Origin of the sequence: Aminobacter sp. J44 (assembly GCF_007829415.1) — a bacterium.
In the GTDB taxonomy this organism is placed as follows: Bacteria; Pseudomonadota; Alphaproteobacteria; order Rhizobiales; family Rhizobiaceae; genus Aerobium.
The window spans coordinates 43,088-56,110 of record NZ_VLJG01000008.1 but is presented as its reverse complement, the minus strand read 5'-3'; the positions used below and the strand labels follow the sequence as shown (position 1 = coordinate 56,110).

At 65.4% G+C, this 13,023-nt stretch carries 6 protein-coding genes and 1 pseudogene; 4 read left to right on the top strand and 3 right to left on the bottom strand.

The window, feature by feature from the left end; genetic code table 11:
* Nucleotides 1-59 precede the first annotated feature (59 nt).
* A complete protein-coding gene (locus L610_RS04495; protein ID WP_144702841.1) occupies nt 60-3,857 on the top strand; it encodes an AsmA-like C-terminal region-containing protein in 3,798 nt (1,265 codons plus the stop codon).
* A 34-nt stretch (nt 3,858-3,891) separates the two neighbouring features.
* Here L610_RS04495 and L610_RS04490 read toward each other — a convergent pair whose 3' ends face one another.
* Nucleotides 3,892-4,587, bottom strand: coding sequence for an orotate phosphoribosyltransferase (locus tag L610_RS04490; protein WP_024846571.1), 696 nt, complete (start codon nt 4,585-4,587; stop codon nt 3,892-3,894).
* 380 nt (nt 4,588-4,967) lie between these two features.
* Here L610_RS04490 and L610_RS04480 point away from each other — a divergent pair, with 380 nt between their 5' ends.
* Both L610_RS04480 and L610_RS04475 read left to right on the top strand, forming a co-directional pair.
* Nucleotides 4,968-5,720 carry a sulfite exporter TauE/SafE family protein gene (locus L610_RS04480; protein ID WP_034329130.1) on the top strand — a complete coding sequence of 251 codons (753 nt, stop codon included), beginning with the start codon at nt 4,968-4,970 and terminating at the stop codon, nt 5,718-5,720.
* A gap of 62 nt (nt 5,721-5,782) precedes the next feature.
* Nucleotides 5,783-6,037 carry a hypothetical protein gene (locus L610_RS04475; RefSeq protein WP_186441339.1) on the top strand — a complete coding sequence of 85 codons (255 nt, stop codon included), beginning with the start codon at nt 5,783-5,785 and terminating at the stop codon, nt 6,035-6,037.
* 65 nt (nt 6,038-6,102) lie between these two features.
* On the opposite strand, the pseudogene L610_RS20825 reads toward L610_RS04475, so the two are convergent.
* Nucleotides 6,103-7,160, bottom strand: a pseudogene (locus tag L610_RS20825) (translocation/assembly module TamB domain-containing protein).
* Between the two features lie 3,197 nt (nt 7,161-10,357).
* The gene (locus tag L610_RS04465) at nt 10,358-12,295 is read right to left on the bottom strand and encodes an autotransporter assembly complex family protein (RefSeq protein ID WP_371712949.1); all 1,938 of its coding nucleotides are present in this window, start codon (nt 12,293-12,295) and stop codon (nt 10,358-10,360) included.
* Nucleotides 12,296-12,635: 340 nt separating this feature from the next.
* Here L610_RS04465 and L610_RS04460 point away from each other — a divergent pair, with 340 nt between their 5' ends.
* A complete protein-coding gene (locus L610_RS04460; protein WP_024846565.1) occupies nt 12,636-13,022 on the top strand; it encodes a 5-carboxymethyl-2-hydroxymuconate Delta-isomerase in 387 nt (128 codons plus the stop codon).
* Nucleotide 13,023: the final 1 nt, after the last annotated feature.

Genomic DNA, 13,023 nt, shown 5'->3' with positions numbered 1-13,023 from the left:
GCAAATTTGGCGGGAGAAGCAGGCTGGCCCGATTATTCGTCGCCATAGGCGGTTTGCTCGTGCTGGCGCTGACCGCAGCGCTGGTGGGGCCCTACTTCGTCGACTGGACCTCCTATCGCGCCGACTTTGAGCGCGAGGCGGGACGCATCCTCGGCCGTGAGGTCACGGTCAGGGGTGACGCGTCGGCGCGCCTGCTGCCATTTCCCTCCATCACCTTCACGGACGTTGTTGTCGCCGGCATCAAGCCCGGTGAGCCGGCGATGACCGTCGAGACCTTCTCGATGGATGCCGAGCTTGCCCCGTTCATGCAGGGCAACATCCACATCTTCGACATGCGGCTAGTTCGCCCGTCGGTCGTGATTGACGTTGCCGAGGACGGCGCGCTCGACTGGGCGGTACGTCCCTCGGTGCCGCTCGGCGCCACGCACGTCTCGCTCGAGAAGCTGACGATAACCGAAGGCAAGGCCGTCCTCCGTCACGCCGCGAGTGGGCGCACGCATACGCTGACCGAGGTCAATGCCGAGCTGTCGGCGCGCTCGCTGGCGGGCCCGTGGCGGATGGAAGGTTCGCTGCGTCTCGACGGCATGCGCACGGCGCTTTCGATCAGCACCGGCGCGGTCGACGAAAACGGCATGCGCATTCGCGTCCGCGCGCAGCCTGAGGCCTATCCTTTCACTCTGGAGACGGACGGCACCGCGCGGGTTGAGGATGGTCGCGCGGAATATGCCGGCAACTTCCGCCTCAACGCGTCCGCGCTTGGGGAACAGCCTGCCGAGAAGGAGGGGCCGCCCGCCTACCGCGTTGGCGGCAACTTCCTGTTCGATCACGCGGCGCTGAAGGTCGAAAAGTTCCGCTTCGAGACTGGGCCTCTCGACGATCCCTACATCGCCGAGGGGAGTGCGGAGTTCGACCTTGGCCCGCAGCCGAGCTTCTTCATCAGCGCCGATGGCGCCCAGGTGCGGTTCGACGAGGCGATTTCGGCCGAGAGCGGTGCTGTCAGCCTGGAGACGCGCATCGCCGCCGTCCGCGACTTCCTCCTCGACATGCCGCGCCCGGCCATTCCGGGCCGCATCGAGGTCGCGCTGCCGGCGGTCGTGGCTGGCGACACGACGATCCGCGACGTCCACCTGCACGCAGCGCCGGCCGAAGGCGGCTGGGCGATTGCTTCGCTTGGTGCGACGCTTCCGGGCCGGGCGACGCTTGAAGCCAGCGGCGACCTTACCGTCAGCGACGATCTCGGCTTCAAGGGCTCGCTGCTCCTCGCAGTCGGCCAGCCGTCGGGCTTCGCCGCCTGGCTAGCACGCGACGTAGATGACGTGATCCGGCGACTGCCGGCAGCAGGTTTCAGCGCCAAGGTCGATCTTTCCGCGGAACAGCAGCTGTTCGAGGATCTCGAACTGATCCTCGGCAAGGCCAAGTTCACCGGCGAGATCGTCAGCCGGACGCCTGCCAATCAGAAGCCGTCGATGTCGCTCAAGCTCGATGGCAATGAACTCGACGTGGAGGGCATGAGCGCGTTGGCGTCGCTGTTCATCAGCGACGAGGGCAGGACGCGCCACGCTGACCGCGACATCGAGTTCCAGATCGCCGCCGGGCCGGTGACGGCGGCTGGCCTGACTGCCGAGTCGCTGGRKACGGCGCTGCGCCTCAAGGACGGCACGCTCGAAATCGACAAGCTGTCGATTGGGGGGCTCGCGGGAGCCAATGTCAGCGCAACCGGTTCGGTCAAGAACGTCGGTACGGAGCCGGCGGGCACCATTGATGCAACCATCATCGCCGCCGACCTTGCGCCGCTCGTCGAGGCGCTCGGCGAGCGCTTCCCCAACAACAAGATCATTGCGTCCTTGGCGGACCACAGCGTCGGCTATCCGGGCCTGTTCGAGGACGCCTCGATCCGCGTCGTCGGCACCTCGGCCAAGGCGGGTGAGGTGCTTGGCCTTGCCGTCAGCGCCTCGGGCGAAGCTGGCGGTACGACCTTCTCGCTTGCGGGCTCTGCCAGCGACATTCTCGGAGGTCTCGAAAACAGCGCGATGAAGCTGGAGCTGTCGGCGCGTAACGACGATGCCTCAGCGCTCTATGCGCTCGCGGGCATGCCCAGCCTGCCGCTCGGCATGATCGGGCAGGGCAGTGCCGAGTTCAGCTTCGAGGGCCAGCTTGCCGGGGGCGGCAAGACGAAGTTCCTGTTCATCGGCGATGGCCTGTCGGCGAGCTTCCAGGGCGAAGCAGCACTCGCCGACGAACACATCACGCTGAATGGCAGCGCCGCGCTGGTGGCGGACGACCTCGAGCCGTGGCTGGCAACCGCGGGCATATCTCTTCCCGGCTTCGGCTACGGCCTGCCGGTGTCGATCAAGGCGGAACTGGACGAACAGGAGGGCCTGCTGGTCCTGTCCGGCCTGACGGGCCGGGTCGCGGAGACGACGATCGACGGGGACATCAACGCGCAGCTGCGCGAGGGCGCGCCTCACCTAACTGGCGCGCTACAGCTCTCCAATCTCGACCTCAGGCTGGTGTCGGAAATGCTGGTGAGCGCGCAGGCGCTGCAGGCAGCAGAGGATGGATGGCCGACGACGCCGTTCGCCACGACCGTCTCCGCCCCGTTCACTGCCGAACTCGATTTTGGCGTGACGCTGCTCACCGCAGGCGGTGGCTGGCACTCCGACGACGCGCGCTTCACGCTGAACCTCGGCCAGGACGGCGCCGCGATATCGCGCTTCATCGGCAACGCCTATGGCGGCCAACTCACCGGCAATGCCGAGTTCCGCAATAATTCGGGCTCCGGGATGCTCTCGGGTCAGCTGAAACTCGCCGGTGCGGATGCCCGCATACTGTTCGGCGACAACGGGCTGACCGGCGAGATCGAACTGTCGACGACCTTTACCGCCAACGGCAAGTCGATCGACGGGCTGGTCTCCTCGCTGGCCGGTTCGGGCTCGGCCCACCTCAACGGCGCTGCAATTGCGGGCGTCTCGCCTGACGCCTTCGCAGATCTGCTGAAGTCCGCGGACGAGCTCGGGACCGAGATCGATGCGGAGGCAACCCGGAGGTTTGCCGCGCCGCCCGTGCGGCAGGGCAGCTTCCCGGTCGAGAGCGCCGACGTTGCCTTCACCATCACCAACGGTGTGCTGCGCGCCCCGCCGGTGCGCCTCGGCGCGCCCGGCGCGACCCTTGGACTTGAGATGCAGGCGAACCTGCAGCAGGGCACGTTCACAGCGAACTCGACGCTGACCTACGACCCCGGCAAGCACGCGCTGGTGGGATCGGAACCTGCGGTGCGCTTCACTGCATCGGGCCCGTTCGATGCGATCGAGGTGACGGTCGATACCGATCCGCTTGGCCAGTATTTTACCCAGCGCGCGCTGGAACGAGAGCAGGAGCGCATCGCGGCGATGCAGTCGGCGTTGCTTGAGCGACAGCGCCTTCGTCGCGAGGTTCGCTACTTTACGGCGATCGAGCAGGCGCGGATCAAGGCAGAGCAGGAAGCCGAGCGCGCACGGAATGAGGCCGAACGTCTCGAGCGGCTGCAAAAGCAGCTAGAGGAGGACGCGGCCCGGCGTGCGGAGGAAGAACGAACCGCCGTGGAGCCGGAGCAGCCGGCAAGCGCGCCTGAACCCGAGCAGCCTGCGGATGAACCGGCAGCCGATGAGCCCGCCGATGCCGCGGCGCCCGATGAGCAGGACAGCCTGGAAGAGCCAGCGCCGTTCCTGCCGGCAAATTCACTGGACGATCATGTGAACGTGGTGCCGCAGCCTGCGCCGCGCGAGGAGCCCGAACAAAAGGCAGAGCCGGAGCAGACGGGCAGCCCGCCTGCCTTCTCCTTCGATGCGATCCGGCGCGTGATCGAAGAGGCACAATAGGCAGCGGGCCGAAGCCCGCTGCGGGTGATGGCGCTTAGCGCTTCAGTTCGGCAATGCCGCCGTGGTCGGCCGACCACTTCAGCGGCTGATTGAGGAACTGCTCCACGGACGCGAGCGCCTCTTCGGAGAAGCGCTTCTCCTCGCGGCAAACCTTCAGCACATCCCACCAGGTGGCGACGTAGTGCAGCTTGAGGCCGGCGTCGGCGAGGCGCTGCGGGGTATCCGGGAAAATGCCGTAGTAGAAGGGCGAGAAGGAGTGCTCGACGACGGCGCCGGCGGTGCGAAGCGCCTCGGCGAACTTCAGCTTGCTGCCGCCATCGGTGGTCAGATCCTCGACCAGCAGCACGCGCTGGCCCTCGGTGAGCGAGCCCTCGATCTGAGCGTTGCGGCCAAAGCCCTTCGGCTTCTTGCGGACATAGACCATCGGCAGGCCGAGCTTGTCCGACATCCATGCCGCGAAGGGGATGCCTGCCGTTTCGCCGCCCGCCACCACGTCGAACTGCTCGAAGCCTGCGTCGCGCAGCACGATCGAGGTGCCGAGGTCCATGATCGCCGAGCGGATGCGTGGGAAGGAGATCAGCTTGCGGCAGTCGGTGTAGACCGGGCTCGCGAGGCCGGAGGTGAAGGTGTAGGGCTCGTCGGCGCGGATGTGGACCGCCCCGATCTCCAGCAACATCTTCGCGACGATTTCAGCTGCGACGGCCCGGTCGGGAAATGTGTTGGAGAACATGGCTTCACCCCTTCGTTGAGTGTATTTTCTGCTAGCAGCTCGGTCGGACGCCATAAAGCGCCGGCGACGAGAATTCGGTGGAACGGAAATGGCGGTCCCGCAGCCATCCGGCCGATGCGCGCGAAAAAGCGACCCCTTCGAATGGCGAAACTGCTTTCAGAACTGCGCGCTCGCGCAGGTGCAGATGCCAAGCGTCCGGGTGGCGGATCGTGAGCGTCGTCAACGGTTCCTCGATGTATGCGGGAAGTCGTGGCTCTTTCGCACGAACGCGCGCGAGTTGGAACACCCCTGAAGCACTTTTTAACCGCCTTGACATGTGAGCATGCGAGGCAGACAAGCGGCTCCGGCTTTTTGCCGGACTTGCGGGGGAGCGCATCAGAATGGCCGTCGACTATACCAGCATCGCACTTGTCGTTATCGCGCTCGCGCTTGGGGGCGTCCTCAAGGGCGCAACCGGCGCTGGCGCTCCGGTGCTGGCGGTGCCGGTGCTGACGATGTTCTTCGGCGTCAAGTTCGCCGTCGTCGTCATGCTGATGCCGAATCTCCTCACCAACATCTGGCAGTCGTGGACCTATCGCGCGGCGCAGCCGTCGAAGCTGTTCGTGTGGAGCTTTGCGATCGCCGGCTGCATCGGCGTCGTCATCGGCACCGCAGTGCTTGTGTCGTTCTCTCAGTCGACGCTGACCCTGATGGTCGCCATCGCGGTATTCGCCTACATCGCGCTGCGCCTGACAAAGCCTGACTGGAAGTTGGAACTCGCGCTCGCCAAGCTGCTCAGCGTTCCTGCAGGCATGGCTGCCGGCTTTCTGCAGGGCGCAAGCGGCCTGTCGGCGCCGGTGTCGATGACCTTCATCAACGCTCTGAAGCTCGACCGCGCCGGTTTCATTGCGTCCATCTCGGTCTACTTCTCCTTCTCGACGCTGCCGCAAATCGTTGCGCTTTGGTACTTTGGGCTGCTGACCTGGACCAACCTTGCGATCAGCTTCGGCGCCTTCTTCCTCATCAGCCTGTTCATGCCTCTCGGCGCCGCACTCGCGCGCCGGCTGTCGCGCGAAGCATTCGACCGGCTGGTGCTGATTCTTCTCGGCATCATCGGCTGTAAGCTGCTTTGGGATGCCTTCGCGGCCGCTTGAAGGCCTCGTGGAGCAAAAGGCACGCTGACGCGTTCATGCCCTGACTGAAGGGAGAACGCGACATGTCGACAACAACTTGGGTCATTGCCCTCGTCCTGATCGTCCTTGCCATCTGGGCATTTTCGCGGTCGAGCCGCCGTGCTGCCGCGCCTGTGCGGGAAACGGCCGCCACCCGCTCGTTCGAGGCGGAACGGGAACGCAACGCCGCAGCTGGCGATGAGCTGGAGGAGGGGTTGGAAGACACCTTTCCTGCCAGCGACCCGGTTTCGGCCACGAATACGGTAACGCCCGGAGGCCCGCCGAAGAACCAGCACTGACGCCAGAATTGAGAACGGCCCGGAGATGATCCGGGCCGTGTGCGTTTTGGAGGTCTCGCAGCCGCCTAGTAGTCGCGCTCGTAGAAGACGCCGAGCGAGGTGTCGCCATCGGTGCCGACCGCGCCGCGTGCCTTCAACTCCTCCGTGATGTCGAGGTTGATCGAGCCGCGGGTCGTGCCGCCGGCGCCGGCTTCCACACCGAGATAGATGTTTTCCTGAATATACCGGCCCGCCCGAACGGCAGCGTTGCCTTCCTTGTCGGTAACCACGTCGAGGTCGTCGAGACCTACCGCATCGCGCAGGCTGCCGAGCAGGCTCGTGTTCGAGCCAGCTGCGCGATCTGCATCGGCGACAGCTCGGACAGGCTGCGGTGGAAGATCAGGTGCGCCAGCACTTCGTCCTCGGGGAGCTCCGGCTGTGAGGAGAACGAGATGTCGAGGTCCGACACGCGACCGCGGACGTTGATGTAAACGATGGTGTCTGCAGCCTCCGACCGGGCAACGAAATCGAGATAGGGATCGAGGTCGCCGACAAGAGTCACCGTTCCTTCGTCGAAGGTGATGCGCTGGCCGAGAATGCCGAGACGGCCACGGATCAACTTGAAGCCGCCGACCGGTTGGATGTCGGTCACCGGGCCGGTCAACTGGACACGGCCGCCAAGTTCGGCATCGAGGCCACGGCCGCGCACGAAGATGCGGGCAGGGGCGTTGACGCCAACATTGAGGCGCAGGACGCTTGGGCGAGCGGTGGGGACAGGCGTGCCGTCATTGGCGCGGGCACGTACCAACGTCTCGCGGACGCCCGCCGGAGCGTTCTTGTGAATCACATCGAGCGCGGCGGCACTGCCGCCAAAGTTGTCGGGGACGGTGATCTCTGCCCGCTCGACGTTCAGTTCGCCCGTCAGCTGCGGATCGCGGGCCAGCGCCCCGCCAACGGCAAGGTTGCCGCTGACGGTGGCGACAACCATGTCGCCGTCGGCATAGCGCGCCCGGTTAAGCTGGATGCGGATGTCGGCCGGGAAGCCCGCCGCCGAGTTGATCGAAACGGTGCCCGTTGCGCTGACCGAGCCACCGGACGCAAGCGCCGCGTTGGCCGAGCGGATCGTGACGGTTTCGCCTTCCATCGCGCCCATGACGTTGATCGACGACAGGCGCAGGTTCGAATCGGGATCGACGAGCTGCGCACCGCTGGTCGAGAACATGCCGCGGATGGACGGCTGCTGGAGGCTGCCGGAGACGGAGCCGTTGACCTCCACAATGCCCGTCAGCTGCGTGCCGCGATCGGCGAGGAATCGGTTGGCGAGGGTCAGAGGTGCCGAGCCGTTGAGGTTTACCGAGAGGCCGTTGCCCGAGAGCGGAATATCGCCGGATGCGGTCAGGGTGAGGCCTTGCGGGCTGTTCGCCGATGCCGAGGTCAGTTTGACGACGTTGTTGGCGAAGCTGCCGGAGACGGAAGCATCCATTGTGGTGATGCCAGCCGCTTGCAGCGCCGAAGCCTGCAGCCCCGAGCCACGAACGCTGAAGGTGGCCTGCGGTGCCGAGCGCGTGCCGCGGATGCGCGCCTCTCCTTCCAGAGTGCCACCGAGACCAAGGTCCGCACGAACGAGGTTGGCAATCGACAGCGGCAGGCGCGAGATGGCGACGTTGAGGTCGAGGGCTTCCGAAGCATCTCCACGCACTGTGATGCGGCCACCTCCAACGTCTATCTCGAACGTGTCGATGGCGATGCGTTCGCCGGCAACGCGGATGGCGGCGGGCTGCGCAAGGCGTGCTGCAATCGCACCCTGGCCGAATGAAGCTTCGTCCAGCGCCAGGCGCCAGCCATTGTCCTGCGGAGCGAGCGAGCCGCGCGCCGCGCCATGTGCGCCGTTGGCAAGAGCCGTATCTGCCTGGAACCGGGTGACGGTGTTGGCAGTGCTTGCAGTGGCGTTGATGGTCGAGAAGTCGACGCCTCCGGCAACGACCCGCTCGGCCTTCACCGTGCCGTCGATGGCCGGGACGTTGAACAGGTCGCGGGCCGCAGCCTGAATGTCGGCGCGGCCGACGCGGTTCTCGTTGATGCGCAGGTCCCGCGCGGTGGCGGTGACGTTGGCATTCTGGATCCCGTCGGCGTGCGAAAGCTGGATGTCCGCGTTCAGCGCACCGCTGGCCTGGGCCAGGAAGAGGGCGGCGGCAGTGGAAATGTCGGCCGCCTCGACTTTAATTTCGCCGTCGATGAGACCGTTCGCATTCTGCGTCACCGAGCCGGTGGCGCGGGCGCCGCCAGTCGTGAAGTCGAGGTCGGTCAGGCGACGCTGGCCTTCCGCGACCGAAACACCTGCGGAAAGCTGCGTGCGCACGCCGTCGATGAAGGCGTCGCCACCAAGCGTGCCGTCGAGCGCGCCATTGGCCAGCACGCCATCGAAAGTGACGCTGGCGTCGGTGAGGCGCTTTCCGGCCAGCGAGCCGGATGGCACACGGGCGATGGTGTTGAGCGCAAGATTGCCGTCCGTGCCGGCGATCTTGCCCGTCGCTTCCAGCCGCCCCTGCGCCTGCGGCGTCAGCAGTGCGAGGTCGGAGAGGTTGAGCGCGTAGTCGAAGTCGGCAGTGCCGGTCGCGATCGAACCGTCAGCAGTTATTTCAACGCGGTCGTTGCCGACGCGCAGATTTTTGACGTTGAGGCCATCCTCGCCGCGAGCGACACGGCCCTTGATGGTGGTGCGGCCGGCGAGCAGATTGTTGGCCGCATCTACGCCGACCTGAAGATTGTCGCTGGCGCTCTCGATGACGAGATCGAACGCGCCGGTCAGCGGCTCGACCTTGCCGTTGGCGCGAAGGTCGATTGATCCCGCGAGATCACGTCCAGCGATGCCGGAGAAGGGGGCGATGCTGTCGGCCTTGACCTCGATGGCGCCATTGTAGGCCATTTCCGCGATCTCGCCGATCAGCGAGGCGGTCAGAGCCTCGCCGGAGAGGAGCGCCTGAGTAAGCCGGATCGGCTCCTCCGCATTCCAGGAGCCATCGACATCGAGCGTGATGCGGTCGCCGAGCGCCTGGGCAACGTCAGCGCGCTTCGCGGTGATCTCTGAGACATTGCCGTCGATCGCGAAAGTCAGGCGGCGGGTGAACGGGTCGTCGATGTTCTGCTTGGTGCCGGTGAGGTTGATCTGGGTGTTGCCCGCCGCGAACTCGGCGGTCGCAAGATCCTGCACGGTGATAAGACCGGACCATTCGTCGCCTTCGCCGAAGGAGAGATTGAAGTCGGCGCGGTTGACGGTGGTTTGTCCGCCCGGAACCGGCAGCACGATGGGGGTATCCGTGCCGTCGTCCAGTGCGCCCTTGAGGTCGAGGCGGCGCAGGAAGCCGTCGACGGTGGTTTCGGCGGAGGCGTCGAGGTCGAGTGCGGCGCTGTCGATCCGCAAGGCATCAAGGCGCATACCGCCGGCGTCGAGCTGGATGCCGTTGGCGGTGAGGCGCGTATCTGCGCCGAAGAAGTCGCGGAACTGTGCCGGGATGAGGCGGGCAATCGGGCCGCCGAGGTCCGCGGACCAGTCAAGGCCCTCCGCCTGGCGGCGCAGTGCCGCTTCGCCGCTGAGGACGCGCTCGCCGTCAGCGTCGAGCGCGAGGTCGATGTCGATTTGCGAAAGCGGACCGCTGCCGGTCACAGCAAGCGCCACCGGCGGGCGGCCTTCAATGCCGAGAAGGTTGGCGACGACGCCGTTTTCGGGCTCGGTGAGGTTGAGCGAAAGGTCCAGCTGCTCGCTTTCGCGGGTGTAGGTGGCGGTCAGGTCGAACTGGCCGCCGGGGCCATCGAGGCGGTCGATCTCGAGCGCGGTGTCGAGATTCCCGTCCTCAAGCCGGATACGGCCGTTGACCGACAGTTCCGACGCAAGACCAAAGACGCCTTCGCCGAATACGACGTGTGGTACCTCGAGCGAGTCGAGATTGACCGCCACCGGCAGCTCTGGGATCTGGAACGAGGTCGCCTCGGGCGCGGGAGCGCTTTCGTCCGGCAGCGGGCGGCGCAAGACCTCGATCCGGTCAGCGGCAAGGGTGTCGATCTGCAGGCGCTGGCTGAAGACGAGAGCAGAACGGCTCCAGACGATGCGGGCGTTCTCGATACGCAGCCAGACGCCGTCGGCGTCGGCCACTGTGATCAGGCCGATAACGGCGTCGGAGGAAAGCACACCCTGGATGTTCTGCAGGCGCACTTGGCGGTTCGGCGCCGATATCTTGTCCTCGATGAAGGACAGCAGCCAGCCGCGCTCTTCCTCGGGCGAGGCATCCTGCGCGAAGGCGGGAGCCGCGAAGAGGAAGACGAATAGAGCAAGCAGGATACGCATCAGAAAGCCTGTCCTATGCCGACATAGACGCCGACGCTCGGATCGCCGGACCGGCGATCCAGGGGTACGGCCACGTCGAGGCGGATCGGGCCGAGACCCGTAAGATAGCGCAGACCGGCGCCGACGCCGATGCGCACATCCTCGTTGAAATCGGGAATGGTGTCAGCGCCGACATAGCCGATGTCGGCAAAGCCGACGACGCCTATGGTGTCGGTGACGCGCATGCGCGCCTCGATCGAGGCTTCGGCGAGCGAGCGCCCGCCAATGACGTTGCCGGATGGCGTAGTCACACCGATGTTGCGGTAGGCATAGCCGCGCACCGAACCGCCGCCGCCAGCGAAGAACAGCAGGTCGGGCGGCAACTGGTCGACCGACGGGCCGACGAGGGAGCCGACCTTCACGCGGCCGGCGAGAACGAAGCGGTCGTCCTTGCCGAAGCCGTAATAGGCGCGGGCTTCCGCAACGGCCTTGATGGCCGGATTGCCATATTGGAATTCGTAGAAGGGCAGGACATTCGCCTCAAGGAACACGCCCTCGGTCGCGTCCGCGGCGTTGTCGCGCGAATCGTAGGTGAGGGTGCCTTGCAGGCCAAAGGTCGTGAAGTCGCGGCGACCGAACTCATCGTCTTCGTAGCGCGCCTGGGTGGCGGTGGCGAAGAGCTTTCCCGAGAGCTGGTCGTTGAAGATGTGTGAGAAGCCCGCGGTGCCGGTGATTGCCGTGCGCGTATACGCTTCCAGCACCTCGCGGTCGCCGAAGATCGAAGCGGAGAAGTCGGTGTCGGGCGTCCAGACGCCCGGCTTCACGAAGGTCGCGCCCACCCGGTAGGTGAACTCATCCGGCTTGAACGTCTCGCCGATGCCCGCGACCTTGCCCTCGATACGCAGCCGCTCGGCACGGCCGAACAGGTTGCGGTGCAGCCAGAAGGCTTCGAGGCCGAGGCCGTCGATGCTCGACCAAGTGCCGCCGACGCCGAAACGGCGCGCCTTGCGTTCCTGGACGATGTAAGTGATCGGCAGCAGGCCGCCGGGACCAAGTTCGTCGGCTTCGTGGAAACGCGCGGCGCTGAACACGTCGAGACGGGCGATGCGGGTGCTGGCGCGCTTAAAATCGTCAGGATCGTATTCCTGTCCCTCGTGAATGCCGGTCATCCAGGCGAGCCATTCCGGATCAATCCGTTCGGTACCCTGGACCATGACCGGGCCGTAATAGGCCTTGGGACCCGGATCGACCGTCAGGCGGGCGTCAACGACATCGGCCTCATGCGCTGCGACGATACGGCGGTCGGCGATGGTCGCCTTGGCATGTCCCTGCTGGCGCCACGCTTCCACGGCAATTCGCTCGGCCTGAAGGATGGTGCCGGAGCGGGCGAGTTCGCCAGCGCGAAAGCCCTCCTCAGCCGGGTCCGGCACGATGTCGTGCTTGTCAGTCGTGAACGGTGCCTGGTTGATGATCTCGGCATCACGGAACTGGAACTCCGGGCCCGGGTCGACGCGGATGGCGACCTGCGCGGTCGAAGCCACGGTCGCGTCAGGCGGTAGGTCGGCAGCTTCCCGGCCGTCGATGCGGATCGAGATCGTGCCGCCGTAGCGGCCTTCGCCATAAAGCGCGGCAAGCAGGCGCCGATAGTCCGAGCGCGCCCTCGCGATCAGGCCAGCAGCGCCCGATGCAGGCTCCTCACGCTCCGACCAGAGGGTCGAAGCGCCCTTCAGGATGTCCTCGAGATCGTCGGTGCCATTGGCGACGGAGAAATCGACCTCGTATGGCTGCGGCTCGCCAATGGTCATATCCTCCTCGGTCTCAGTCTTCTTTTTGCCGAAGAGATGGATGCCGAAGAGTTCAAAGGAATGGGCTGGAAGGGGCGCAGCGAGGAAGGTTGCACACAAAGCGGCAACGCATAACCGGCTCCAGCGCCTCGGTGGCGGGCTTTGGTCGGTCAAGATACTCCTCGCACTGTCGACACACTCACTGCCGAAGGCCCTAATTGCAAACCGCCGTCCGCTTTTTCGGGCGGCTGCGGCCGAGGCCTCCGGCTCCCGCGACCTGCTCATTTTGAAGCAAATACCAGAAAGCTTCGAATGATGAGCAAATACAGCGAACAAGCGCAGTCGGCACGCAGAAAAGCTATCGCAGCGACATGCCCTTGTCCAACCGGGCACAATCACAAATCGTCGCACTTGTTCATTGACAGATGGTTTCTGTTTCGTTGCCGGCGCCGGTTGACAAGAAACTTATTTTAATTCACACGTTAATTAAAGCGCGTGGCGAGAGGAGGAAGCTATGCCGCACATGACCGTGGACTATTCGGCCAATCTGGAGGAGCGCATCGACATGCACGGGCTCTGCAAGACCCTGCATGCGGCGATGGTCAGGACCGGCATGTTCGAGGTCGGCGGCATCCGGGTCCGGGCGCTGCGTGTGGATCACTATGTCGTCGCCGACGACGATCCGCGCAACGCCTATGTCCACCTCAGCCTCCGCGTCGGGGCGGGGCGCTCGCTGGAGGATCGCAAGGCAGCCGGCGAAATCATCTATGCCGCTGCTGTCGATTATCTCGCCGAGCTGTTCGAGACGCCGCACTTTGCGCTGTCGTTCGTGATGGACGAGCTCGATCCCACACTCAACTGGAAGAAGAACTCTATGCACGCGCGGCTGCGCGGCGCCTGAC

Coding starts and splice junctions, on each gene's coding strand:
- L610_RS04490 (WP_024846571.1), bottom strand. CDS start 4,587: ATGTTCTCCAACACATTTCCCGACCGGGCCGTCGCAGCTGAAATCGTC.
- L610_RS04480 (WP_034329130.1), top strand. CDS start 4,968: ATGGCCGTCGACTATACCAGCATCGCACTTGTCGTTATCGCGCTCGCG.
- L610_RS04475 (WP_186441339.1), top strand. CDS start 5,783: ATGTCGACAACAACTTGGGTCATTGCCCTCGTCCTGATCGTCCTTGCC.
- L610_RS04460 (WP_024846565.1), top strand. CDS start 12,636: ATGCCGCACATGACCGTGGACTATTCGGCCAATCTGGAGGAGCGCATC.